We start from the raw sequence: 24,284 nt of genomic DNA on the forward strand, positions 1-24,284 counted from the left end.
GCCATGCTGCTGCAGGTGCTCGGCACCGCGGCCGGCGGCGGACTGCCCCAGTGGAACTGCGCGTGTCCCGGCTGCGCCGGGGCCCGCGCACACCCGCGCCGCCGCCGGCTGCACGCCTCGCTCGCCGTGCGCGCCGACGAGCGCCGCTGGTACCTCGTGGGCGCCACCCCCGACATCGGCGAACAGATCGAGCGATGCTCCCACTTGCACCCCGGTCCGGGCCCGCGAGACTCGCCCGTCGCCGGCGTCGTCCTCACCGACGCCGAACTCGACCACACCCTCGGCCTCGCCCGGCTCCGCGAGGCCGACCGGTTCGAAATCCTCGCCACCGAGCCCGTCCGCGGCGCGCTCCTCGGCCGCCTGCGCATCGGCGAGACCCTCGCTCCCTACACCCGTGTCACCTGGCGCGAACTCGGCACCGACGCCGTCCCGCTCGCCGCCGGAGCCACCGTCGACGTGTCGGCCGTGCCCGTCGCGGCCAAGCGCCCGCGGTATGCGGCCGGGACCGGGCCCGACGCACCCACCTGGGCCGTCGCCCTGCGTCTGCACGAGCGGGCCACGGGGCGCACCCTGCTGTACGCGCCCGCGCTGGCCCACTGGAATGAGGACTTCGAGCAGGCCGCCGAGGACGCCGACGTCGTCATCGTCGATGGCACGTTCTGGGACGACGACGAACCGGCGCGGGCCGGTGTCTCGGCCCGGACGGCCAGATCCATGGGCCATCTGCCGATCGACGGACCGAACGGCACCGCACGCCGGCTGGCGGCACTGCGCGCCCGCTGCCTCTACACCCACCTCAACAACACCAACCCCCTCACAGACCCGGACGCGCAACAGCACGCACAGCTGGCCGGTTCGGGCCTCGAGGTTGCCGCCGACGGGATGGTGATCGAGCTGTGAGCAGCACCGCACCATGGGGCCCCGCCGCGTTCACGCAGCGGCTGCGCGCCGTGCCCGCCGAGCGCTACCACGACCGGCACCCGTTCAACGTACGGATGCACGAAGGTCGCCTCGGCCGGGAGGAGCTGCGCCGCTGGATCGTCAACCGCTTCCACTACCAGCGTCACATCCCCGTCAAGGACGCCCTGATCCTGGCCAAGTTCGACGATCCGGCACTGCGGCGGAGCTGGCTCCGCAGGATCAGCGACCACGACGGAGAGAAGGACGGCGAAGGCGGCATCGAACGCTGGCTGCGCCTCGGCGAGGCCGCCGGGATCCCGCGCGCACACCTGCTGTCGGGCGCGGACGTCCTGCCCGGGGTCCGGCTCGCGGTCGACGGCTACGTCAACTTCTGCCGTCTGCGCCCGCCGCTCGAAGCCGTCGCCGCCTCCCTCACCGAGCTCGCGGCACCGGACATCATGCGCACCCGGATCGCGGCGTTCGAACGGCACTACGGCTGGATCGGACCCGAAGGACTGACCTACTTCCGCAGCCGCGTCGGACAGGGCAGCCGCGACGGCGAAGAGGCCCTGGCCCTGGTGCTGGCCTGGGCGCGCACCCGCGAGGAGCAGGACAGCGCGGTCGCCGCGCTCACCTTCAAGTGCGATGTGCTCTGGTCCCTGCTCGACGCCGTCGAGACCGCCGGAGCACGGACATGAACGGCCCGCTCGCCGAGGGCACGAACCCCGACCGCGCCTGGCGGCCGGTGCTGTCCCGGTCGGTGATGCTCCGCCACGACCCCGTCCGCGACACCGACCTGCTGGTGCTCCCCGAACGGGTCGTCGTCCTGCACGGCGCCGCCGGCCCGGCGCTGCGTCTCTGCGACGGCACGCGCGACGTCGCCGCGGTCGTCGCCGAACTCGCGGCCCGCCACTCGGGCGCGCCCGTCGCCGAAGAGGTGCCCCCCTTTCTCGAACGCCTCCGGGCGGAAGGCTGGCTCGTATGACCGGACCGTCCTGCGAGCCGCCCTGGGCGCTCCTCGCCGAACTCACGCACGGCTGCCCGCTGCGCTGCGTGTACTGCTCCAACCCCGTCGAGCTGGTCCGCCGGTCGGCCGAGTTGACAACGGACGAGTGGGCCGGCGTCTTCCGGCAGGCCGCCCGGCTCGGCGTCGTGCAGACCCATCTGTCAGGCGGTGAGCCGCTGTTGCGCCGCGACCTGGACGTCATCGTGGCCGCCGCGGACGGCGCGGGCATCCACACCCAGCTCGTCACCAGCGGCTCCGGCCTGCACGCCAAGCGGCTCGCCCCGCTGGTCGGGGCCGGACTGCGCAGCGTCCAGCTCTCGGTGCAGCACACGGATCCGGCCGCCGCCGCGCGCATCGCCGGTGCCCGGGCGCTCACCGCGAAGGAGCGCGCCGCCCGGCTCGTACGGGAGGCGGAGCTGCCGCTGGGCGTCAACGTCGTCCTGCACCGGGCGAATCTGGACGCCCTCGACGATCTCGTCGAACTCGCCCTCGCCTGGGGTGCCGAGCGCATCGAACTCGCCAACACCCAGTTCTACGGCTGGGCGTTGCGCAACCGGGAGGCCCTCCTCCCGGGCCGGGAGCAGATCGCCGACGCCCGCGTGCGGGTGGAGCGGTGGCGCGAGCGCCTGGCCGGCCGTATGGAGCTCGTCTGGGTCGTACCCGACCATGTCGACTCGATCGCCAAGCCGTGCATGGGCGGTTGGGGTGCCGTCTCCCTCACCGTCGCTCCCGACGGCACGGTCCTGCCGTGCCCGGCCGCGGCCACCCTGCCCGGTCTCGACCCGCCCTCCGTGCGGGAGCACTCCCTGGAGTGGATCTGGTACGAGTCGCCGGCGTTCGGGCGCTACCGCGGCCACGCCTGGATGCGGGAGCCGTGCCGCAGCTGCGAGCTGCGCACCCGGGACTTCGGCGGCTGCCGCTGCCAGGCGTACGCCCTCACCGGGGACGCCACCCGTACGGACCCGGTGTGCTCCCGCTCCCCGGACCACGCGCTCGTCCGCGACCTGGTCGACCGCCCGCGCGAGCCGGTCCGGGCCTCGTACGTCCACCGCGCCCGCGCCCGACACTGACCAGGAGCGGACGTCACCGGTACAGGGCGTCGACCTCGACCGCGTACGCCTTCTCGATCGCCTTCCGCTTCAGTTTCAGCGACGGGGTCAGCAGACCGTGTTCCTCGCTGAAGGGATGGGCGAGTATCCGGAACGTGCGGATCGACTCCGCCTTCGACACCAGGGTGTTGGCGGCCACGACCGCGCGCCGGATCTCCATCTCCAGATCGGGGTCGCGCACCAGTTCCGCCGGCGCCAGCGGTGCCCTGCCCTGGATCGTCAGCCAGTGGTCGACGGCTTCCGGGTCGACGGTGACGAGGGCGGCGATGTACGGGCGGTCGTTTCCGACGACGATGCACTGGGCCACCAGCGGATGGGCGCGCACCCGTTCCTCCAGGGCGGCGGGCGAGACGCTCTTGCCGTTCGACGTCACCAGGATCTCCTTCTTGCGCCCGGTGATCGTCAGATAGCCGTCCTCGTCGAGCGCGCCGAGATCTCCCGTCGCCAGCCACCCGTCCTGGAGCACGGCGTCGGTGGCCTCGGGGTCGTTCAGGTAACCGGAGAAGATGTGACCGCCGTGCAGCCAGACCTCGCCGTCCTCCGCGATGTGCACGGAGGTGCCGGGGACCGGCTGGCCGACCGTGCCGTAACGGGTGCGCTCGGGAGGGTTGGCGGTGGCCGCGGCCGTCGACTCGGTCAGCCCGTATCCCTCGTAGATCGTGACGCCCGCACCGGCGAAGAACAGCCCGAGACGGCGGTCCATGCCCGAGCCGCCGGACATGGCATGGCGCACCCGGCCGCCCATCGCGCCGCGCACCTTGGCGTATACCAGCTTCTCGAACAGCTGGTGCTGGACGCGCAGGCCGGCCGAGGGCCCCGGCCCCAGACCGAATGCCCGGTGCTCCAGGGCCTCCGCGTACCTCACGGCCACCTCGACGGCCTTGTCGAACGCCCCCGCGCGGCCCTCGCCCTCGGCCTTGCGGCGGGCCGCGTTGAAGACCTTCTCGAAGATGTAGGGGACGGCGAGGATGAACGTCGGCCGGAGTGTGGCCAGATCGGGCAGCAGGGCGCTCGCCTGGAGCACCGGCTGATGACCGAGTTTGACGCGGCCGCGAATCGCGGCGACTTCGACCATGCGGCCGAAGACGTGGGACAGCGGCAGGAACAGCAGCGTCGCCGGCTCATCGCCCGGCCGGGAGTGGAACACCGGCTCCCAGCGGCCGATCATGGTGTCGGCCTCGAACATGAAATTGGAGTGTGTGATCACACAGCCCTTGGGGCGGCCGGTCGTGCCCGAGGTGTAGATGATCGTCGCGATCGAGTCGGGGGTGACGGCCCGCCGGTGGCGGTGCACCACCTCGTCGTCGATGTGGGCCCCCGCCTCGAACAGCTCGGACACGGCGCCGGCGTCCAGCTGCCAGAGCCGCTTCAACTGCGGCAGCCGGTCGACGACCGAGCCGACGGTCATCGCGTGGTCCCCGTGCTCCACCATGCAGGCCGAGACCCCGGCGTCGTGCAGCATCCAGTAGACCTGCTCGGCGGAGGACGTGGGATACACGGGCACGGACTGCACGCCGACCGTCCACAGCGCGAAGTCGAACAGGGTCCACTCGTAGCGGGTGCGGCACATGATCGCGACCCGGTCGCCGAAGCGGACGCCGTGCGCGAGCAGTCCCTTGGCCAGCGCCAGCACCTCGTCGCGGAACTGCGCCGACGTGACGTTCTGCCAGTCGTCCTGTCCGTCCTTGCGGGCGAGCGCGACACGGCCCGGATCGTCGATGGCGTGGTCGAAGACCGCGTCCGCCAGTCCGCCGACCTGAGGCGCCGCGGCCATGGGTGGGACAGTGAACTCGCGCAATGGCCTGCTCCTTGTGGCGCTCCGCACAGCGCCGTGACCGTACCCCACCGTTACGCCGGGCGGGAGGGGCCGCGCGAACGGATCAGAGCGGTCAACGGCACAGGTCAGCGGTGGCAGCCGAGTGGGGGGAACGGTGGATCGAGGTGAATTCTGACCTCGGAGTAAGTACAGCCGCCGGAATCTCCACCGAATCTGTACGTGGCGATCACCGGCGCTCTACCGGGCGGAGACGTTTGTCCGTACCTGCGCCTGCACGTCTCGGGAACGCCGGGCCCGGCGCGTGGGCCCCGACCGCGCCCGCCGACAGGGCCGTGCGCGGCCCGGCCTTGTGCCCCGCCGTGCCCGCCGACAGGGCCGTGCGCGGCCCGGCCGTGCCCGCCTGGGGATCCGGCGCGCGGCCCGGCCGTGCCCGCCGGCTCACCTCGGTGCCGGGCCGTGCAGCCGGTCGCCCGCCGCCAGCAGCGCGTCGCCGAGTGCCGACGCCGCCTCCTGCGCCGCGGGCCGCCGGCGGCCCTGGAGCAGTACGAAGTCGACCGTGCCGAGGTCCGGCAGCCCCGCCCGGTCCGGCACGGCCGCCAGGCCCGGCGGAATCAGCCCTCGGGTGTGCGCCATCACGCCGAGCCCGGCGCGGGCCGCGGCCACCAGGCCGCTGAGGCTGCCGCTCGTGCACACGATCCGCCACGCGCGGCCCTCGCGCTCCAGCACGTCGAGCGCCCGGGCGCGGGTGACCGCAGGCGGCGGGAAGAGAATCAGCGGGAGGGGCCGCTCCGGATCCGGTCGTACGCCCCGGGCCGCGATCCAGACCATGCGGTCGCGCCAGACCAGCTCCCCTTGCGAGGCGCCCGGGCCACGCTTGGCCAGCACCAGGTCAAGACGACCCGCCTCCAGGCGCTTGTGGAGCGTCCCCGAGAGCTCCACCGTCAGCTCCAGGTCGACCTCGGGATGGTCGCGGCGGAACGCCTCCAGGATTTCCGGCAGCCGGGTCAGCACGAAGTCCTCGGAGGCCCCGAACCGCAGCCGGCCGCGCAGCCGCGTGCCGGTGAAGTACGCCGCGGCCCGCTCGTGCGCCTGCAGGATCGTCCGCGCGAAGCCGAGCATCGCCTCGCCGTCCTCGGTGAGCTCCACAGTGTGCGTGTCCCGGCTGAACAGCGCCCGCCCGGTCGCGTCCTCCAGTCGCCGCACGTGCTGGCTCACCGTCGACTGCCGCAGCCCCAGCCGGCGGGCGGCGTGCGTGAAGCTCAGGGTCTGCGCCACGGCCAGGAAGGTGCGCAGCTGGGTCGGGTCGTACACGCCTTCCACCGTAGCTCGCTCATCACAAAACGTGATGACAGTCAGAGCGGTGTACGGGATTCCCGATCGGCCCGCCCAGGAGGACCATGGAAAGGGCACGTCCTGATCCGAGAGCAAGTGGAGCTCATGAACCGCCGCCGTACCGTGCGCCTGCCGTCCTGGCTGAGAATCGACCCGTACATCCTTGCTCTGCTGGGCACCGTGGCGCTGGCGGCCCTGCTGCCCGCGTCCGGCGCCGCGGCCGACGTGGCCGGCGGGGCGTCCACCGGTGCGGTGGCGCTGCTCTTCTTCCTCTACGGGGCCCGGCTGTCGACCCGCGAGACGCTCGACGGGCTGCGTCACTGGCGGCTGCATGTGACGGTCCTCGCCGCGACGTTCGTGGTCTTTCCGCTGCTGGGTCTCGCGGCGGGCGGGCTCGAACCGCTGGTGCTGACGCCCGAGCTGGCGAACGGACTGCTCTTTCTGTGTCTGGTGCCCTCCACCATCCAGTCGTCGATCGCCTTCACCTCGATGGCCCGCGGAAACGTCCCGGCGGCGATCTGCGCCGGCTCGTTCTCCAGCCTCGCCGGCATCGTCCTCACGCCGCTGCTGGCGGCCCTGCTGCTGGGCGGCGGCGCGGGCGGGCTCTCCGCGGACTCGCTGCTGCGGATCGCGCTGCAGCTGCTCGTCCCGTTCGTCGCGGGCCAGTTGCTGCGACGCTGGGTGGGCGGCTTCCTCGCCAGCCACAAGCGGCTGCTCGGCTACGTGGATCGCGGTTCGATCCTGCTCGTCGTCTACACGGCCTTCAGCGAGGGCGTGGTCGCGGGGGTCTGGCACCAGGTGACCCCCCTGCGCCTCGGCGGCCTTCTCGCGGTCGAGGCGTTGCTGCTCGCGCTGATGCTGACGCTCACCTGGTTCGGCGCGAAGCGGCTGGGCTTCGGCAGGGCGGACCGGATCGCGATCCAGTTCGCGGGCTCGAAGAAGAGCCTGGCGGCCGGGCTGCCGATGGCGACGGTGCTGTTCGGCGCGCAGGCGAGCCTGGCGGTGCTGCCGCTGATGCTGTTCCACCAGCTGCAACTGATGGTGTGCGCGGTGATCGCGAAGCGCCGCGCGGGGGCGGCTTCCCCGCCGGAGGCGGGCGGGGCCGGGACTTCGGGAGTGGGCGGGGCCGGGACTTCGGCGTCAGTGCATCGACCGGCCGCGGCGGCGGCGCGCGGCTGAGCGGTGTGGTCCCATGGCGACCGGTGGCCGCGAAAGCGCCGCCAAGCCGGCCCACCTGCGACCGGCCGCCGCCGCGGGCAGGTCCTCGTACCGGTGGAGACGTGGACAACACTGCGTACCGAGACGGTGTCCTCCGCCACAACGCCGCCCGTTGGTCTACTTGGCCGACCCCGTGAAAGCAGGCGTGCGACGGGAGGGCAGGACGGCGGAGGCCGACAGCCTCGCGGAGGCCACTGCTGCCACCGACCGATCTCCGTCCGCAGCGCGGGCGGTACGGGGCCGAGGCCGTGCCCGACGAGGACTGACAGTGGCGGCCAGGCTGACCACCCGAGCCTCGGCCGAGGCTGACCGGTGTGTGCGTACGCCGCCAGGTTGTGCAGATGCCCACCGTCGTGGGGCCGGTTTCCTGCCGCGCCGACGCGGCCCCGTCGTGCGACTGCGAAAATCACCCGGTGACGACGTATCCGATACGCCCCTTCGGCACCCGCCCCTGCACCCTGGTCGTCTGCCGGGGGTGCTGCTGCGGCGACCCGCGCAAGAACCCGGGCACCGACCACGCCGGCCAGCTCGCCAGACTGCGTGACGCGGCAGGCGCGTCCGGCGGGCGTCTCGCCGTACGCACCAGTGACTGCCTCGGGCCCTGCGGCCAGGCCAACGTCATCGTCGTGCAGCCTTCCACGGAGGGCCGCCGCCGCGGTGCCCGCGCAGCCTGGATCGGGTGGGCCCTTGACGACGATGCGACGGACGACGTGATCGCGTGGGCCGAGGCGGGCGGCCCCGGCATCGCCGAGCCCCCGGCGACCCTCACGCTCCAGATGATCCCGCCGCCCTCGGACGCCCGACGCCGGGCGGGACGCTGAGCCGCGCCCCACACGGTGGGCCCCTCTGCCCGCGGCCGTGCGAGGGCTCTCGAACCCTCCGGGACCAGGGGACGGAAGGCCCCGGCCGGCGCAGGGGGCGCTCCCCGCCGGGGTCGCTCTCCCGTGTCCGCGGGGCGCCTCAGACGCCGGTGCCCAGAGCGATGCGCTCGTCGCCCGCGTACACGTTCATGTTGGCGCCGCGCAGAAAGCCGACGAGCGTCAGGCCCGTCTCGGCCGCCAGGTCCACCGCGAGCGACGAGGGCGCCGAGACGGCCGCGAGCACGGGGATGCCCGCCATCACCGCCTTCTGCGCAAGTTCGAACGACGCCCGCCCCGAGACCAGGAGGATCGACTGGGACAGCGGCAGCCTGCCGTCCCGCAGCGCCCGGCCGACGATCTTGTCGACCGCGTTGTGCCGGCCGACGTCCTCCCGGGTGTCCAGCAGCTCCCCCTCGGGCGAGAACAGCGCCGCCGCGTGCAGGCCCCCGGTCCGGTCGAAGACCCGCTGCGCCGCCCGCAGCCGGTCGGGGAGGCCGGCGAGCAGCGAGGGCTCGACACGGACCGGGGGAGTGTCGGCGATCGCGAAACGGGCGTTCGTCCGGACGGCGTCCAGGCTCGCCTTCCCGCACAGCCCGCACGACGACGTCGTGTAGACGTTGCGCTCCAGCGTGATGTCCGGCACCGGCACACCGGGCGCGAGCTGCACATCGACGACGTTGTACGTGTTGGAGCCGTCGTCCTGGGCCCCCGCGCAGTACACGATGGACCGCAGTTCCTCGGCCGCTCCGAGCACCCCCTCGCTCACCAGGAAGCCCGCCGCCAGCGCGAAGTCGTCACCCGGGGTGCGCATCGTGATCGCCAGAGGTCTGCCGTTCAGCCGGATCTCCAAAGGCTCTTCCGCGACCAGGGTGTCGGGGCGCGAGGAGACCACCCCGTCACGGATCCGGAGGGTGCGGCGGCGCTCGGTGACCCGTCCCATGGCGATCAATCCCGATTCTGTACGTGGTGGTAGCCGAAGCGACCCTTGATGCAGAGGTTGCCGTGGGTCACCGGGTTGTCGTGCGGCGAGGTGACCTTGACGATCTCATTGTCCTGCACGTGCAGCGTGAGGTTGCAGCCGACGCCGCAGTACGCGCACACCGCCGTGGTCTGCGTCTGCGCCGACATGGCCGGTGAGCAGGGCCAGGTTGATCAGCGCGTGGACGTTGTGTCGGTGCCGTTGTGGTGCTCGGGATGCCGAGCGTCCAGCACAGCTGGGGCCCGTTCGACGGTGGCATAGGCGTGGGCGAGTTCGCGGATCGCCGCGGCGGGGACGGGCGCAGGAGAGCATTGCGAAGGCGTCGGGGCCGTACGCCCCACGCGCGTGCCGGAAACCGGCGGCCGCCCGGCCCAGCGCCTCGCCTCAGCTCGCCCTGTGCAGCGGGCCGTCGTCGCCGCGCACCAGGGGCCCCCGGATACCGCTTCTGCGGCTTCTTCATGCTGCGCCACTTCTTCATGCTGCGCCACCGGCGGCGACAACTGCGACCTCCACGGGGCTGAAGCGTAGTCGACAAAATATTGTCTACAGCCCTTTTGCGGTCAAAGGTCGTGCCCCGCAAACGCGGGCTGTCGTTGGGGAAGCTCCAAAGACCGCCCGGAGAAGCTTGTCGGATCACCTGCCGTCGTACCGGTGGGTAGCCGCGAAGACTGGGTGGTTCCTGCATCTCACCGAGGGGGACCCTCCATGACCGGCTCACGTGTCGTCGCCGTCGGGCATTATCAGCCCGCCAAGGTGCTCACCAATGACGACCTGGCGGCCATGGTCGACACGAGCGACGAGTGGATCCGCAGCCGCGTGGGCATCACGAGCCGGCATGTCGCCGGCCCCGACGAGCCCGTCGACGAACTGGCCGCGTACGCCGGCGCCAAGGCCCTGGCCTCGGCCGGGCTCACCCCCGCCGACATCGACCTGGTGCTGGTCGCCACGTCCACGGCCATCGACCGCTCGCCCAACACGGCGGCGCGCGTGGCGGCCCGGCTCGGCATGGGCTCGCCCGCGGTGATGGACCTCAACGTCGTGTGCGCCGGCTTCACCCACGCGCTCGCCACAGCGGACCACACGGTGCGCGCGGGGGCGGCCAGCCGGGCCCTGGTCATCGGCGCGGACAAGATGGCCGACGTCACCGACTGGACCGACCGCACCACCTGCGTGCTCGTCGGCGACGGCGCCGGGGCCGCCGTGGTGGAGGCCACCCGGCCCGGTCAGGAGCCCGGCATCGGTCCGGTCCTGTGGGGTTCGGTCCCCGAGATGGGGCACGCCGTACGGATCGAGGGCACCCCGCCCCGCTTCGCGCAGGAGGGGCAGTCCGTCTACCGGTGGGCCACCACCCAGCTCCCGCCCATCGCCCGCCAGGTCTGCGAGCGGGCCGGCGTCGCTCCCGAGGAACTGGCCGCCGTCGTCCTGCACCAGGCCAACCTCCGGATCATCGAGCCCGTCGCCCAGCGGATCGGCGCGGTCAACGCGGTCGTCGCCCGCGATGTCGTCGAGTCCGGCAACACCTCCGCGGCATCCATCCCGATGGCGCTGTCCAAGCTCGTCTCGCGCGGCGAGATCACCTCGGGCGATCCCGTTCTCCTCTTCGGCTTCGGCGGAAACCTCTCGTACGCGGGCCAGGTCATCCGCTGCCCGTGAGCGCACGCCCCGCCACACTGGGCGGCATGGAGACGAAGCGAAGTGCCGGACTGCTGCTCTACCGGCGGCGGAACGCGGAGACCGAGATCCTCATCGGGCACATGGGCGGCCCGTTCTGGGCGTCGCGCGACGAGGCGGCCTGGTCGATCCCCAAGGGGGAGTACATGCCGGACGAGGATCCAATGGCCGCCGCGCGGCGGGAGTTCGAGGAGGAGCTGGGGCTGCAGCCGCCCGTCGGCGACTGGATCCCCCTCGGCGAGACGCGGCAGTCGAACGGCAAGGTCGTCACGGTGTGGGCGATGGAGGGAGACCTCGACACCGACCTCGTCGTCCCCGGCACCTTCACCATGGAGTGGCCGCGAGGCTCGGGAGTGCAGCGGGAGTTCCCGGAGATCGACCGTGCCGAGTGGTTCGGCGTCGGGACCGCGCGGCAGAAGCTTGTGGCGGCGCAGCGCGTTTTCCTGGACCGCCTCGAACCGTTCCTGTGACGCCGGTGGGGATGCGGGACCGGCGGAGAGACGCGGATCTCGGTGCGGGTGATCGGGCTCGGTAGACTGTAGACGATAGCCAATCTGGTCGCTTCGCCGTTGCCGTCAGCCTCGAGAGGGACCGTGATGGTGTCCGCAGGACTGCCCCGGGGAACCGTGCCCAAGCTGGAACGACCGGGCCCGCTGCGCGAACGCGTGTACGAGGCACTTCTCGAACTGATCACCACCCGGGCCCTGCCTCCCGGCCAGCATCTGGTCGAGAGCGAACTCGCAGGCCACCTCGGCGTCTCCCGCCAGCCCGTGCGCGAGGCGCTCCAGCGCCTTAACACCGAGGGCTGGGTCGATCTGCGCCCGGCGCAAGGCGCGTTCGTGCACGAGCCGACCGAGGCCGAGGCCGACCAACTGCTGTCGGTGCGAACCCTGCTGGAGGCCGAGGCGGCCCGCCTCGCGGCGGCCAACTCCGGTACGGCCGGCATCGACGCACTCGAAGCGCTGTGCGCCAAGGAGGAGCAGGCCGTCGCGGACGACGACGTCGACCTGGCGGCGGCGACCAACGCCGCCTTCCACGCCAAGGTGATGGAGCTTGCGGGCAACAGCGTCCTCGCCGAACTGGCCGCGCAGGTCGACCGCCGGGTGCGCTGGTACTACACACCCGGGGCACGGCAGCGCGGCCGTCAGTCGTGGATCGAGCACCGCGCCCTGATCGCGGCGATCTCCGCCCGCGACGAGCAGCGCGCCACGGAGACCATGCGGGCGCACGCCGAACACACCCGCACGGCGTACCACCAGCGCGAACAGCCCTAGCGGCGGCGGGCACCCGCGAGACCTGGTGCGGGGTGCCGGACAGGCCCGGTGCGTGCAAGGTCGGGGACCCGGCGCCCGCGGACCCGGCGCCCGCATGGCCGCGTCGTCGGCGAGACCCGGTGCCCGCATGGCCGCGTCGTCGGCGAGACCCGGTGCCCGCATGGCCGCGCCCGCGAGACCCGGTTCCTGCGAGGTCGCAGACCGGCGGCGGTGAACTGCCCGCGGAGCTGGTGCACCGTCAGTCGGCCTGATCGGGTGGGGCCGTTTGCGGTCCGCGCCGGGCCCACCCTCGTCCGTGCGATGCCGCGGAGGGCCCTGGCGACCGGCTTTGTCCCGAGTGTGGAAGAAGTTGAGCCGGAATCGTGCGCAAGTTCTTCCCACTCCGGCAAAGCGCTGCTACGTTCCCCTCGAAAGCAGACGGAAGGCCAGGGTTCCCCGCGCCGAGAGGGCTGAGGCCGAGGGCAGGGGAGGGGAGGGGTACGTGAGACGCATGACGGCTCGACCCGCGAACGCGCACCAGGCGCGACTGCTTCGGCTGCTGCGTGACGGTGGGCCCAACTCCCGTGCGCAGCTCGGCGACCAGGTGGACCTCTCCCGGTCCAAGCTCGCCGTCGAGGTCGACCGGCTGCTGGAGACCGGGCTGGTGGTCGCGGACGGACTCGCCGCCTCCCGCGGCGGTCGCCGCTCCCACAACATCCGGCTGGCCCCCGCCCTGCGCTTCCTCGGCGTCGACATCGGCGCCACCTCGATCGACGTCGCAGTCACCAACGCGGAGCTCGAGGTCCTGGGGCACCTCAACCACCCCATGGACGTCCGCGAAGGGCCCGTTGCGATCTTCGAGCAGGTGCTGTCGATGGCCGACAAGCTCAAGGCGTCCGGGCTCGCCGAGGGCTTCGACGGAGCGGGCATCGGGGTGCCCGGACCGGTTCGCTTTCCCGAAGGCGTGCCCGTCGCGCCGCCGATCATGCCCGGCTGGGACGGCTTCCCGGTCCGCGAGGCGCTCAGCCAGGACCTCGGCTGCCCGGTCATGGTGGACAACGACGTGAACCTGATGGCCATGGGGGAGCAGCACACGGGCGTCGCCCGATCCGTGGGCGACTTCCTCTGCGTCAAGATCGGCACCGGCATCGGCTGCGGAATCGTCGTCGGCGGCGAGGTCTACCGCGGTACGACGGGAAGCGCCGGGGACATCGGACACATCCAGGTCGAGCCGGACGGCAGGGCCTGCGCCTGTGGCAACAAGGGCTGTCTGGAAGCACACTTCAGCGGCGCCGCACTCGCCCGCGATGCCGAGGAGGCAGCGCGCGCCGGTCTCTCCCCCGAGCTCGCCGCCCGGCTGGAGGCGGCCGGGCAGCTGACGGCCGTGGACGTGTCGGCGGCCGCGGCCGCCGGGGACGCCACCGCGCTCGACCTGATCCGCGAAGGAGGCAACCGGGTCGGCCAGGTCATCGCCGGACTGGTCAGTTTCTTCAATCCCGGCCTCGTGGTGATCGGAGGCGGGGTGACGGGGCTCGGGCACACGCTGCTGGCCAGTGTGCGCACCCAGGTCTACCGGCAGTCGCTGCCGCTGGCGACCGGCAACCTGCCCATTGTGCTGGGGGAGTTGGGGCCGACCGCCGGAGTGATCGGAGCGGCCCGGCTCATCAGCGACCACCTGTTCTCACCGGCCTGACCCTGATCACACCGGGCCGACCGCTCGGCCCGGCCCGCCCGAACAGGCATCACCCGCACCGCATCGCCCGCACCTTCGGCGCGGCCAGGCACCACCACCGCTCCATCGCACCACCTGCACTGCACCACCTGCGCTGCACCACCTGCACGGCCACGCACCACACATCGTTCGCCCGTCCCACCGGCACCACCGGCACCACCGGCACCACCGGCACCACCCGCACCGGTCGACGCACGAGCCGCACCACGACGTGCACCCACACCCCGCACCCCGCACGCCCCCGCCGCACCGACGGGGGCGCCCCGGGCCCTCATCCGCCCTGCCCGCTCACCGGCCGCACCCGCCGAGGGGATTCGTCATGGCACCAGAACCACCCCTGCTCACCATGTCCGGCATCACCAAGTCGTTCCCGGGCGTCCGCGCCCTGGACGGCGTGGACCTGGAGGTCCAGGCCGGCGAAGTCCACTGCCTCCTCGGCCAGAACGGCGCGGGCAAGTCCACGCTGATCAAGGTCCTCGCCGGTGCGCACCAGCCCGACGGCGGGCAGATCGCCTGGCGGGGCGAGACCGTCTCTCTCAAGTCGCCCATCGCCGCCATGCGCCTCGGTATCGCCACCATCTACCAGGAACTCGACCTGGTCGAAGGGTTGTCCGTCGCCGAGAACGTCTTCCTCGGGCACGAGCCGACGTCGGCCGGCTTCGTCGTACGCGGCGCCGCCGCCCGGGCCGCGACCGCACAGCTGCTGCGGCGGCTCGGGCACACCGAGATCGAGCCGGCCCGCCACGTCGGCGACCTGTCCGCCGCCCAGCAGCAGATCGTCTCCATGGCCCGCGCCCTTTCCCACGACGTCCGGTTGATCGTGATGGACGAGCCGTCCGCCGCGCTGGACCCCGAGGAGGTCGACAACCTCTTCCGTATCGTCGGCGACCTCACGGCCGAGGGCGTCGCCGTCGTCTACATCTCCCACCGGCTGGAGGAGATCCGCCGCATCGGCGACCGTGTCACCGTCCTCAAGGACGGCCGCGCCGTCGCCGGCGGCCTGCCCGCCGAGTCCACGCCGACGCGTGATCTCGTCTCGCTGATGACCGGCCGCAACGTCGAGTACGTCTTCCCCGAGCGCCCCCCGGGCCCGGTCGCCGCCACGGGCGAACCGGTCCTGCGCGTCGAAGGGCTTGCCAGACAGGGCGAGTTCGCGCCCGTCGACCTTCAGCTGCGGCCCGGGGAGATCGTCGGCCTCGCGGGGCTCGTCGGTTCGGGGAGGAGCGAGATCCTGGAGACGATCTACGGTGCCCGCCGGCCGACCGCGGGCCGTGTCCTTGTCGACGGCACCCCGCTTCGCCCCGGCAGTGTCCGCGCCGCCGTCCGCGCCGGCATCGGTCTCGCGCCCGAGGAACGCAAGGCGCAGGGCCTGCTGATGCTGGAGTCCGTCACGCGGAACGTGTCGCTCTCCACGCTCTCCCGCTTCTCCCGCGCCGGCTGGCTGGACCACGGTCGGGAGTGGGCCGCCGCCCGGCAGGCCACCAGAGAACTGTCTGTGCGGCCCGACAATCCCGACGCCCGTATCCGCACCCTCTCCGGCGGCAACCAGCAAAAGGCCGTGCTCGCCCGCTGGCTGCTGCGCGGCTGCAAGGTGCTGCTCCTCGACGAGCCCACCCGCGGCGTCGACATCGGCGCCCGCGCCGAACTGTACGCCGTCATCCGCCGGCTGGCCGACGACGGCCTCGCCGTACTTCTCGTATCCAGCGAAGTGCCCGAGGTCCTGGGCCTCGCCGACCGTGTGCTGGTGCTGCGCGAAGGCAGCGTCGTGCACACGGCCGACGCCCGGGAGCTCGACGAACACCGCGTACTCGACCTTGTGATGGAAGGGAGCCCGACGGCATGACGCAGCCAGCCTCCACGGCGCGGCAGGACGCGCCGGCCGCCACCGCCAAGTCCGCACCGGCAGGCGGGGGGTGGCGCAGGCCGCTCGGACTGCGCGCCGACGTCCGCAACCTCTCCCTCGTCGGCGTCCTCGCCGTACTCGTCGCCGTCGGCGGCGTCACCAAGCCCGACGAGTTCCTCGACGCCGGCAATCTCCAGCTCGTGCTGACCCAGGCGTCCGTCATCGGTGTCGTCACCGTCGGCATGACGTTCGTCATCACCAGCGGCGGCATCGACCTGTCGGTCGGCGCGATCGTCGCACTCGCCTCCGTATGGGCCACCACCCTGGCGACCCAGGAGTACGGCTTCGCCGGCATCCTGTTCACGGCCGTGATCGTCGGCGTGGGCTGCGGACTCGTGAACGGCTTGCTGATCGCGTACGGCGGGATGGTGCCGTTCATCGCCACCCTCGCCATGCTGGCCTCGGCCCGCGGACTCGCCCTGCAGATCACCGACGGCAGGACCCAGATCGTCACCGTGAACGAGGTGCTCGACCTCGGCGTCAAGGACGCCTACATCCTCGGCGTCCCGCCCCTCGTCCTGGTCTTCGCCGCCGTCACCGTCGTCGGCTGGCTGCTGCTCAACCGCACCACCTTCGGCCGCCGCACGGTCGCGGTCGGAGGCAACGCGGAGGCCGCCCGGCTCGCCGGCATCGACGTACGCCGCCAGCGCCTGTACCTGTACCTGCTGTCCGGCCTGTGCTGCGGCATCGCCGCGTTCATGCTGATCGTGCTCGCCGGCTCGGGGCAGAACACCAACGGCAACCTGTACGAACTCGACGCCATCGCCGCCGCGATCATCGGCGGAACGCTGCTCAGCGGAGGCCGCGGCACCATCGTCGGTTCCGTCCTCGGCGTCCTCGTCTTCACGACGATCACCAACATCTTCGCGCTCAACAACCTGGAGACCGCCGTCCAGCAGATCGCCAAGGGCGCGATCATCGTGGCCGCCGTCCTCGTCCAGCGCCGCACCCTGCGCGGTGGCGAGGCCTGACGGCCCCTTTCATCCCGCACGCCCCCCTCTGTCCCACCGCCCAGTCGAAGGGTCGATCCGCCATGCCGCACACACCATCCCCCAGCCGCAGAGGACTGCTGTTCGGCACTGCCGCCGTCTCCGCCGGAGCACTCCTGACGGCCTGCACGAGCAACGAGCCCAAGAACCAGGAGCAGGCCGCCGGCAACGCCCCGGTCGCCGACGACAAGCCCGGCAAGGCCGTCACCATCGGCTTCGCCGGCCCCCAGGCCGACCACGGCTGGCTGAACGCCATCAACCAGAACGCCAAGTCGCGCGCGGAGAAGTACTCCGACGTCACCCTGGAGATCACCGAGGGCTCCAACGACACAGCCGCCCAGATCGGCCAGGTCCAGACCCTCATCAACAAGAAGGTCGACGTCCTCGTCATCCTGCCCGCCGACGGCAAGGCGCTCACGCAGGTCGGCCTCCAGGCAATGAAGGCGGGCATCCCGGTCGTCAACCTCGACCGCGTCTTCGCGTCCCCGCAGGCCTACCGCTGCTGGATCGGCGGCGACAACTACGGCATGGGCCTCAACGCGGGCAACTACATCGGCGAACAGCTCAGGGACAAGCCGAGCGCCACGGTCGTCGAACTCGCCGGCCTCGACAACCTCGAACTGACCAAGCAGCGCACCCAGGGCTTCGACGACGCCCTGAAGAACTATCCCAACATCAGGAAGGTCGCCCGCCAGGCCGCCGACTTCACCGTCGAGTCCGGCCAGGCCAAGATGGCCCAACTCCTCCAGGCCCAGTCGAAGTTCGACGCCCTGTGGAACCACGACGACGACCAGGGCGTGGGCGCCCTGCGCGCCATCGCCCAGGCCGGCCGTGACGACTTCCTGATGGTGGGCGGAGCGGGCGCGAAGTCCGCGATGGACGCCATCAAGGCCGACAACAGCGTGCTCAAGGCCACCGTCCTGTACCCGCCGACGATGGCGGCGTCCGCCATCGACCTGGCGCGGGCGCTCGGACAGGGCAAGGGCGTCAGCGGCATGGCCGAACTGGAGATCCCGGCCTCCCTGACCCTCTACTCGGCCGTCGTCACCAAGGACAACGTCGACGCGTACCTGCCCACCGGCTTCAACTGACCGGCGCGCCGCCCCCACCGTGCACACCGACGAGGAGGATCCGTATGGAACAGAGGGACAGCGATGCCACCGCGCCGACACTGGGCGTGGGCATGGTCGGATACGCGTTCATGGGCGCCGCGCACTCCCAGGGATGGCGCACCGCGGGCCGGGTGTTCGACCTGCCGCTGCGGCCGGTTCTCGCCGCGATCGCCGGCCGTGACGCCCGCGCCGTGCGCGCCGCGGCCGACAGACACGGCTGGGCGGCGGCGGAGACCGACTGGCGCGCCCTCGTGGCCCGGGACGATGTGCAACTGGTCGACATCTGCACTCCAGGGGACAGCCATGCGGAGATCGCCATCGCGGCACTGGAGGCGGGCAAACACGTCCTGTGCGAGAAGCCGCTGGCCAACACGGTGGCCGAGGCCGAGGCGATGGTCACGGCCGCCGAAGCGGCCCGCACACGCGGGCAGCTGGCGATGGTGGGCTTCAACTACCGGCGCGTGCCCGCCCTTGCCTACGCACGCCGGCTCATCGCCGACGGCAGGCTCGGCACACTGCGCCACATCCGGGTCACCTATCTCCAGGACTGGCTGGTCGACCCCGACTTCCCGCTGACCTGGCGGCTGGAACGCGAACACGCCGGGTCGGGGGCGCTCGGCGACCTGGGCGCGCACATCGTGGACCTCGCGCAGTACCTGGCGGGAGAGCCGCTGGTCGGAGTCTCGTCCCAGCTGGAGACCTTTGTGAAGGAACGGCCGCTGCTGCGGGGGGCGTCGGCGGGCCTCACGGCATCCGGCGGCACGGAACGCGGACCGGTCACCGTGGACGACGCCGCCCTGTTCACCGGACGGCTCGCCTCGGGGGCGCTGGCCTCGTTCGAGGCGACCCGGATGGCGTCGGGCCGCAAGAACGCCCTGCGCCTGGAGGTCAACGGCGAGCTCGGTTCGCTCGCCTTCGACCTGGAACGCCTCAACGAGCTCTCCTTCCACGACCACCGGGAGCCGGCCGTCACCGCGGGCTTCCGCCGCATCCTCGTCACCGAGGCGGAGCACCCCTACCTTCAGGCGTGGTGGCCGCCGGGCCACGCGCTCGGCTACGAGCACACATTCGCCCATCAGGCCCGCGACCTGGTGGAGGCGATCGCCACCGGGGCGCAGCCCCTGCCGTCGTTCGCCGACGGACTGCAGGTGCAGCGGGTGCTCGCGGCGGTCGAGGAGAGCGCGCGGAAGAACGCCGTGTACACCGAGGTGCCGGCGCCCGCCGGTGCGCACGCGGGTGCGGACGGCGCAGCACAGGGAGTACAGGCAGCACAGGCAGTACAGGCGCAGGTCTGACAAGGAGGTCCGATGCCACGCCCGTTCACACTGTTCACCGGTCAGTGGGCCGATCTGCCGCTGGAGGAGGTCTGTCGGCTGGCCCGTGACTTCGGCTACGACGGCCTGGAACTCGCCTGCTGGGGCGACCACTTCGAGGTCGACAAGGCACTGACGGATCCGTCCTACCTGGACGGCCGGCACGCGCTGCTGGAGAAGTACGGCCTGGCCTGCTGGGCGATCTCCAACCATCTGGTCGGCCAGGCCGTCTGCGACAACCCCATCGACGAACGGCACCAGGCCATCCTGCCCGCCCGCATCTGGGGCGACGGGGAGCCGGAGGGCGTGCGGCAGCGCGCCGCCGCCGAGCTGAAGGACACGGCGCGCGCCGCGGCGGCCTTCGGCGTCGACACGGTCATCGGCTTCACCGGCTCCTCGATCTGGCACCTGGTCGCGATGTTCCCGCCCGTGCCGGAGCGGATGATCGAGCGCGGTTACGAGGACTTCGCCCAGCGGTGGAACCCGATCCTCGACGTCTTCGACACCCAGGGCGTCCGCTTCGCCCACGAGGTCCATCCCAGCGAGATCGCCTACGACTACTGGACCACCAGGCGGGCCCTGGACGCGGTCGGCAACCGGCCTGCCTTCGGGCTCAACTTCGACCCCAGCCACTTCGTCTGGCAGGACCTGGACCCGGTCGGCTTCCTCTACGACTTCCGGGACCGGATCTATCACGTCGACTGCAAGGAGGCCCGCAGGCGGCTGGACGGGCGCAACGGGCGGCTCGGCTCCCATCTGCCGTGGGGCGACCCCCGGCGCGGCTGGGACTTCGTCTCCGCGGGACACGGCGACGTGCCCTGGGAGGACGTGTTCCGGATGCTGCGTTCCATCGGTTACGAGGGGCCCGTCTCGGTGGAGTGGGAGGACGCAGGAATGGACCGGCTGGCCGGCGCGCCACAAGCGCTTGCGCATCTGAAGCAGTTCGACTTCGACCCTCCCAGCGCCTCCTTCGACGCCGCCTTCTCGGGCGGCGATCAGTAGAACATCCAGTTCCAAGCCCGGCGGTGCACCTGCCGCCGGGCCGGTCCGGCATGCCCCAACACGCCTTTGTCCTGCTACGGGAAAAAGTTCAACTGTCCTGATGCACAAGGGGTTTCCGTCCAGGATGAACCCGGCTACCGTCCCATCTCGTGTACACGACATAGGTGGTTCCGGATTGACGGCGCATTCCGGTTCCACGGCGTCCAGCCCGACGCGGAGCTCCCGCAGTCCCATGCGAAGCACCCGCTGACAGCACCGCTCCACGAGGCGAGCGCAGTCCGGGGGGACAGCCCCAGCGCTCCACGGCAACCCGCTCGTTCGACCGGCCACTACCGGAGGACATCCGTGCACAGAAATAGGCCCAGGGTCCGCAAGGCCCTCGCGCTCCTCACCGGCAGTCTTCTCGCAGCAACCTCGCTCGCCCTCACCGCGCCGACCACGGCGAACGCCGCCGACCCCGAAGCGGCCCCGGCCGCCGCGGAATTCCAGCAGGTCACCCTCGCCAAGGGCGGTGAGGAGACCGGCGAGCCCATGTCGCTCGCCGTGCTCCCCGACCGCAACGTGCTCCACACCTCGCGCAACGGCGAGCTGCGCATGACCGACCCGGGCGGCAACACCCGGGTCGTCGGCACCATCCCCGTCTACGCGCACGACGAGGAGGGGCTCCAGGGCATCGGCCTGGACCCGCAGTTCAGCGAGAACCGCTTCGTCTACCTCTACTACGCACCCCCGCTGGACACCCCCGCCGGGGACGCGCCCAATGAGGGGACCGCCGCCGACTTCGCGAAGTTCGACGGTGTCAACCGGCTCTCCCGCTTCGTCCTCAACGAGGACGGCACCCTGAACAACGCCAGCGAGAAGAAGATCCTCGACGTGCCGGCGACCCGCGGCATCTGCTGCCACGTCGGCGGCGACATCGACTTCGACGCGGCCGGAAACCTGTACCTGTCGACCGGCGACGACTCCAACCCCTTCGCCTCCGACGGCTACACGCCCATCGACGAGCGCCCCGGCCGCAACCCCGCGTACGATGCCCGCCGCACCTCCGGCAACACCAACGACCTGCGCGGCAAGATCCTGCGCATCAAGGTCGCCGGTGACGGCTCGTACACGATCCCGGAGGGCAACCTCTTCGCCCCCGGTACCGAGAAGACCCGGCCCGAGATCTACGCCATGGGCTTCCGCAACCCGTTCCGGTTCAGCGTCGACAAGAAGACCGGCGTCGTCTACGTCGGTGACTACGGCCCGGACGCCGGAACCGCCGACCCCAAGCGCGGCCCGGCCGGACAGGTCGAATTCGCCCGTGTCACCGGCCCCGGCAACTACGGCTGGCCCTTCTGCACCGGCGACAACGACCCGTACGTCGACTACGACTTCGCCACCAGGACCTCCGGCGCCACCTTCGACTGCGCCGCCCCGAAGAACGACTCTCCGCACAACACCGGCCTGGTCGACCTGCCGCCCGCGCAAGCCGCGTGGATCCCCTACGACGGCGGATCGGTGCCCGAGTTCGGCACCGGCTCAGAGTCCCCGATGGGTGGTCCCGTCTACCGCTACGACGCCGCCTCCACCTCGCCGGTGAAGTTCCCCGAGGAGTACGACGGTGACTTCTTCGCCGGAGAGTTCGGCCGGCGCTGGATCAAGCGCATCGAGCACGGCACGGACGGCGTGGTCCAGTCGATCAACCCCGTCCCGTGGACCGGCACCCAGATCATGGACATGGCCTTCGGCCCCGACGGCGCGCTCTACGTCCTCGACTACGGGACCGCCTGGTTCGGCGGCGACGAGAACTCCGGTCTCTACCGCATCGAGAACGCCACCGGCGGACGCTCCCCGGTCGCCGAGGCGAGCGCGGACAAGACCTCCGGCACGGCGCCCCTGCGCGTCTCCTTCTCCTCCGCCGGAACCACCGACGCGGACGGCGACGCGCTCACCTACAGCTGGGACTTCGGCGACGGCGGCACGTCCACGGCGGCCGATCCCACGTACACCTACAGGAAGAACGGCACCTACACCGCCACCGTCACCGCCGAGGACCCCAGCGGACGCACCGGTTCCGCCAGCGTACGGGTCGTCGTCGGCAACACCGCTCCCAAGGTCACCCTTGAGCAGCCCGCCGATGGCGCCCTGTTCGACTTCGGCGACGAGATCCCCTTCAAGGTGACGGTCACCGACCCGGAAGACGGGACCATCGACTGCGCCAAGGTGAAGGTGACGTACATCCTCGGCCACGACAGCCACGGCCACCCCGAGACCTCGGCCAACGGCTGCACCGGCACCATCAAGACCTCGGCCGACGGCGGCCACGACCCCAACGCCGACATCTTCGGAGTCTTCGACGCCGAGTACACCGACGGCGGAGGCGGCGGCCAGGCCGCGCTGACCTCCCACGACCAGGCGAAGCTCCAGCCGCGCCACCGCCAGGCCGAGCACTTCGACAACGCGTCCGGCATCAAGACCTACGACAAGACGAGCGCGCACGGCGGCAAGACGGTCGGTGACATCCACAACGGCGACTGGATCTCCTTCAAGCCGTATCACCTCGCCGGCTCGGCCAAGCTCACCGCACGCGTTTCCTCCGGGGGGTCCGGCGGCATCCTGGAGGTGCGAGCCGGATCCGCGAGCGGCACCCTGCTCGGCTCCACGCCCGTGCCCGTCACCGGCAGCTGGGACACCTTCCAGAACGTGGACGTCGCCCTGCGGTCCGTCCCGCAGCGGACCACCGAACTGTTCCTCGTCTTCAAGGGAGGAGCCGGAGCGCTGTACGACGTCGACGACTTCCAGATCTCCGACACACCCGTGGACAAGGCCGCCAAGCGCGTCCTCGTCTTCTCCCGCACCGCAGGCTTCCGCCACGACTCCATCCCCGCCGGCGTCGCCGCGCTGAAGGAGCTCGGCAGCGGCAGCGACATCACCGTCGACGCCACCGAGGAGGCCCGCCAGTTCACCGCCGCCAACCTCGCCCGCTACGACGCGGTCGTGTTCCTGTCCACCACCGGTGACGTCCTGAACGCCGACCAGCAGAAGGCGTTCGAGGACTACGTCGCCGCCGGCGGCGGCTACATGGGCGTGCACGCCGCGGCCGACACCGAGTACGACTGGCAGTTCTACGGCGGACTCGTCGGCGCCTACTTCGCGTCCCACCCGCAGATCCAGCCCGCCACCGTACGCGTCGAGGACCACGAGCACCCGGCGACCGCACACGTCGACGGACCCTGGCAGCGCACCGACGAGTGGTACAACTACCGCACCAACCCCCGCGAGCAGGCACGTGTCCTCGCCACCCTCGACGAGACCACCTACCAGGGCGGCACCATGAAGGGCGACCACCCGATCGCCTGGTGCCAGACCTACGAGGGCGGCCGCTCCTTCTACACCGGCGGCGGCCACACCAAGGAGTCCTACGCCGAGCCGGCCTTCCGGCAGCACCTCCTGGGCGGACTGCGCTACGCCACCGGACAGGTCGGCGCGGACTGCGAGCCGAGGACCGGCTACCGGCCGATCTTCAACGGCGAGTCCCTGGACGGCTGGAAGCAGGCCGGCCCGGGCAGGTTCAACGTCGTCGACGGCGAGCTGCGCACCGAAGGCGGCATGGGCATGCTCTGGTACCAGGCCAAGGAGCTGCACTCCTACTCCCTCAAGCTCGACTGGAAGACGGAGGGAGACGACAACTCCGGAGTCTTCGTCGGCTTCCCGGCCTCCGACGACCCGTGGTCGGCCGTCCCCAACGGCTACGAGATCCAGATCGACGCCACCGACGCCCCGGACCGCACCACCGGCGCCGTCTACGGCTTCAAGTCGGCCGACATCGAGACCCGCGACCGGGTGCTGCGGCCCTCGGGCGAGTGGAACACCTACGAGATCCGGGTCGAAGGCGAACGTCTGCGGGTCTTCCTCAACGGAGAGAAGATCAACGACTTCACCAACACCGACCCGGTCCGCAGCCTCAAGGACGGCTACATCGGCATCCAGAACCACGGCGCCGACGACCAGGTGTCCTTCCGCGACATCCAGCTGAAGGAGCTGCGCTCCTAGGGAGTGCCCCCTTCAGGGCCGCCACTGAGCCGGCGGCGGGCGGGGAGGCGCCGTACCCCCGCCCGCCGTCCTCCAACCACATCGGAACATCGA

The 24,284-nt window shown here is 71.6% G+C and carries 19 protein-coding genes and 1 pseudogene; 16 read left to right on the plus strand and 4 right to left on the minus strand.

Annotation, left to right across the window (positions count from 1 at the left end):
• Nucleotides 1-3 precede the first annotated feature (3 nt).
• The 4 genes from pqqB to pqqE are packed head-to-tail and all read left to right on the plus strand — an operon-like array spanning nt 4 to nt 2,976.
• On the plus strand, nt 4-900 hold the full coding sequence (pqqB, locus tag J7E88_RS03385; RefSeq protein ID WP_215176998.1) for a pyrroloquinoline quinone biosynthesis protein PqqB: 897 nt from the start codon (nt 4-6) through the stop codon (nt 898-900).
• Nucleotides 897-1,598: a pyrroloquinoline-quinone synthase PqqC gene (gene pqqC / locus J7E88_RS03390; protein WP_215177001.1), complete on the plus strand. Its 702-nt coding sequence runs from the start codon at nt 897-899 to the stop codon at nt 1,596-1,598. The genes pqqB and pqqC overlap by 4 nt, the downstream gene beginning before the upstream one ends.
• Nucleotides 1,595-1,885, plus strand: coding sequence for a pyrroloquinoline quinone biosynthesis peptide chaperone PqqD (gene pqqD, locus J7E88_RS03395; RefSeq protein ID WP_215177003.1), 291 nt, complete (start codon nt 1,595-1,597; stop codon nt 1,883-1,885). Before pqqC ends, pqqD begins: the two co-directional genes overlap by 4 nt.
• Nucleotides 1,882-2,976, plus strand: a complete 1,095-nt coding sequence (gene pqqE, locus J7E88_RS03400) for a pyrroloquinoline quinone biosynthesis protein PqqE (protein ID WP_215177005.1) — start codon at nt 1,882-1,884, stop codon at nt 2,974-2,976. The genes pqqD and pqqE overlap by 4 nt, the downstream gene beginning before the upstream one ends.
• Nucleotides 2,977-2,989: 13 nt before the next feature.
• On the opposite strand, the gene J7E88_RS03405 is transcribed toward pqqE, so the two are convergent.
• On the minus strand, nt 2,990-4,789 hold the full coding sequence (locus J7E88_RS03405; RefSeq protein ID WP_215177007.1) for a long-chain fatty acid--CoA ligase: 1,800 nt from the start codon (nt 4,787-4,789) through the stop codon (nt 2,990-2,992).
• Nucleotides 4,790-5,230: 441 nt separating this feature from the next.
• Entirely contained in the window at nt 5,231-6,103 is an 873-nt protein-coding gene (locus tag J7E88_RS03410) for a LysR family transcriptional regulator (protein WP_215177009.1), read from the minus strand.
• 126 nt (nt 6,104-6,229) lie between these two features.
• Between J7E88_RS03410 and J7E88_RS03415 the strand changes: the two genes are divergently transcribed.
• Together J7E88_RS03415 and J7E88_RS03420 are read left to right on the plus strand one after the other, a co-directional pair.
• Nucleotides 6,230-7,303 (plus strand): bile acid:sodium symporter family protein, encoded by a 1,074-nt coding sequence (locus tag J7E88_RS03415; RefSeq protein ID WP_251022024.1) that lies wholly within the window; start codon nt 6,230-6,232, stop codon nt 7,301-7,303.
• Between the two features lie 452 nt (nt 7,304-7,755).
• Nucleotides 7,756-8,163 carry a (2Fe-2S) ferredoxin domain-containing protein gene (locus J7E88_RS03420; protein WP_215177011.1) on the plus strand — a complete coding sequence of 136 codons (408 nt, stop codon included), beginning with the start codon at nt 7,756-7,758 and terminating at the stop codon, nt 8,161-8,163.
• A 139-nt stretch (nt 8,164-8,302) separates the two neighbouring features.
• Here the strand turns inward: J7E88_RS03420 and fdhD are convergent, their stop codons facing one another.
• On the minus strand, nt 8,303-9,142 hold the full coding sequence (gene fdhD, locus J7E88_RS03425; protein ID WP_215177014.1) for a formate dehydrogenase accessory sulfurtransferase FdhD: 840 nt from the start codon (nt 9,140-9,142) through the stop codon (nt 8,303-8,305).
• A 5-nt stretch (nt 9,143-9,147) separates the two neighbouring features.
• Nucleotides 9,148-9,327, minus strand: a pseudogene (locus J7E88_RS03430) (Fe-S-binding domain-containing protein); the annotation flags it as partial.
• 559 nt (nt 9,328-9,886) lie between these two features.
• Here J7E88_RS03430 and J7E88_RS03435 point away from each other — a divergent pair.
• From J7E88_RS03435 to J7E88_RS03480, 10 genes are all read left to right on the plus strand, one after another.
• Nucleotides 9,887-10,834 (plus strand): beta-ketoacyl-ACP synthase III, encoded by a 948-nt coding sequence (locus tag J7E88_RS03435; RefSeq protein WP_215177016.1) that lies wholly within the window; start codon nt 9,887-9,889, stop codon nt 10,832-10,834.
• Nucleotides 10,835-10,860: 26 nt separating this feature from the next.
• On the plus strand, nt 10,861-11,322 hold the full coding sequence (locus tag J7E88_RS03440) for an NUDIX domain-containing protein (RefSeq protein ID WP_215177018.1): 462 nt from the start codon (nt 10,861-10,863) through the stop codon (nt 11,320-11,322).
• Between the two features lie 126 nt (nt 11,323-11,448).
• A complete protein-coding gene (locus J7E88_RS03445; protein WP_215177020.1) occupies nt 11,449-12,126 on the plus strand; it encodes a GntR family transcriptional regulator in 678 nt (225 codons plus the stop codon).
• A 490-nt stretch (nt 12,127-12,616) separates the two neighbouring features.
• Nucleotides 12,617-13,798, plus strand: a complete 1,182-nt coding sequence (locus tag J7E88_RS03450; RefSeq protein ID WP_215177022.1) for an ROK family transcriptional regulator — start codon at nt 12,617-12,619, stop codon at nt 13,796-13,798.
• A 358-nt stretch (nt 13,799-14,156) separates the two neighbouring features.
• Nucleotides 14,157-15,680 (plus strand): sugar ABC transporter ATP-binding protein, encoded by a 1,524-nt coding sequence (locus J7E88_RS03455; protein ID WP_215177023.1) that lies wholly within the window; start codon nt 14,157-14,159, stop codon nt 15,678-15,680.
• Nucleotides 15,677-16,711, plus strand: coding sequence for an ABC transporter permease (locus tag J7E88_RS03460; protein ID WP_215177025.1), 1,035 nt, complete (start codon nt 15,677-15,679; stop codon nt 16,709-16,711). Before J7E88_RS03455 ends, J7E88_RS03460 begins: the two co-directional genes overlap by 4 nt.
• A 62-nt stretch (nt 16,712-16,773) precedes the next feature.
• Nucleotides 16,774-17,820, plus strand: a complete 1,047-nt coding sequence (locus tag J7E88_RS03465) for a substrate-binding domain-containing protein (protein ID WP_215177027.1) — start codon at nt 16,774-16,776, stop codon at nt 17,818-17,820.
• 44 nt (nt 17,821-17,864) lie between these two features.
• Nucleotides 17,865-19,136, plus strand: coding sequence for a Gfo/Idh/MocA family protein (locus tag J7E88_RS03470; RefSeq protein ID WP_215177029.1), 1,272 nt, complete (start codon nt 17,865-17,867; stop codon nt 19,134-19,136).
• Nucleotides 19,137-19,148: 12 nt separating this feature from the next.
• Complete coding sequence (locus J7E88_RS03475; protein WP_215177031.1) at nt 19,149-20,156, plus strand: sugar phosphate isomerase/epimerase; 1,008 nt, start codon at nt 19,149-19,151, stop codon at nt 20,154-20,156.
• Between the two features lie 345 nt (nt 20,157-20,501).
• A complete protein-coding gene (locus J7E88_RS03480; protein ID WP_215177033.1) occupies nt 20,502-24,191 on the plus strand; it encodes a ThuA domain-containing protein in 3,690 nt (1,229 codons plus the stop codon).
• Nucleotides 24,192-24,284: the final 93 nt, after the last annotated feature.

It is taken from the genome of Streptomyces sp. ISL-10, from assembly GCF_018614575.1.
Lineage (GTDB): Bacteria > Actinomycetota > Actinomycetes > Streptomycetales > Streptomycetaceae > Streptomyces.

Coding starts and splice junctions, on each gene's coding strand:
- J7E88_RS03435 (WP_215177016.1), top strand. CDS start 9,887: ATGACCGGCTCACGTGTCGTCGCCGTCGGGCATTATCAGCCCGCCAAG.
- pqqE (WP_215177005.1), top strand. CDS start 1,882: ATGACCGGACCGTCCTGCGAGCCGCCCTGGGCGCTCCTCGCCGAACTC.
- J7E88_RS03405 (WP_215177007.1), bottom strand. CDS start 4,789: ATGGCCGCGGCGCCTCAGGTCGGCGGACTGGCGGACGCGGTCTTCGAC.
- J7E88_RS03465 (WP_215177027.1), top strand. CDS start 16,774: ATGCCGCACACACCATCCCCCAGCCGCAGAGGACTGCTGTTCGGCACT.
- J7E88_RS03445 (WP_215177020.1), top strand. CDS start 11,449: ATGGTGTCCGCAGGACTGCCCCGGGGAACCGTGCCCAAGCTGGAACGA.
- J7E88_RS03415 (WP_251022024.1), top strand. CDS start 6,230: ATGAACCGCCGCCGTACCGTGCGCCTGCCGTCCTGGCTGAGAATCGAC.
- fdhD (WP_215177014.1), bottom strand. CDS start 9,142: ATGGGACGGGTCACCGAGCGCCGCCGCACCCTCCGGATCCGTGACGGG.
- J7E88_RS03470 (WP_215177029.1), top strand. CDS start 17,865: ATGGAACAGAGGGACAGCGATGCCACCGCGCCGACACTGGGCGTGGGC.
- J7E88_RS03440 (WP_215177018.1), top strand. CDS start 10,861: ATGGAGACGAAGCGAAGTGCCGGACTGCTGCTCTACCGGCGGCGGAAC.
- J7E88_RS03455 (WP_215177023.1), top strand. CDS start 14,157: ATGGCACCAGAACCACCCCTGCTCACCATGTCCGGCATCACCAAGTCG.
- J7E88_RS03450 (WP_215177022.1), top strand. CDS start 12,617: ATGACGGCTCGACCCGCGAACGCGCACCAGGCGCGACTGCTTCGGCTG.
- J7E88_RS03475 (WP_215177031.1), top strand. CDS start 19,149: ATGCCACGCCCGTTCACACTGTTCACCGGTCAGTGGGCCGATCTGCCG.
- pqqB (WP_215176998.1), top strand. CDS start 4: ATGCTGCTGCAGGTGCTCGGCACCGCGGCCGGCGGCGGACTGCCCCAG.
- pqqD (WP_215177003.1), top strand. CDS start 1,595: ATGAACGGCCCGCTCGCCGAGGGCACGAACCCCGACCGCGCCTGGCGG.
- J7E88_RS03460 (WP_215177025.1), top strand. CDS start 15,677: ATGACGCAGCCAGCCTCCACGGCGCGGCAGGACGCGCCGGCCGCCACC.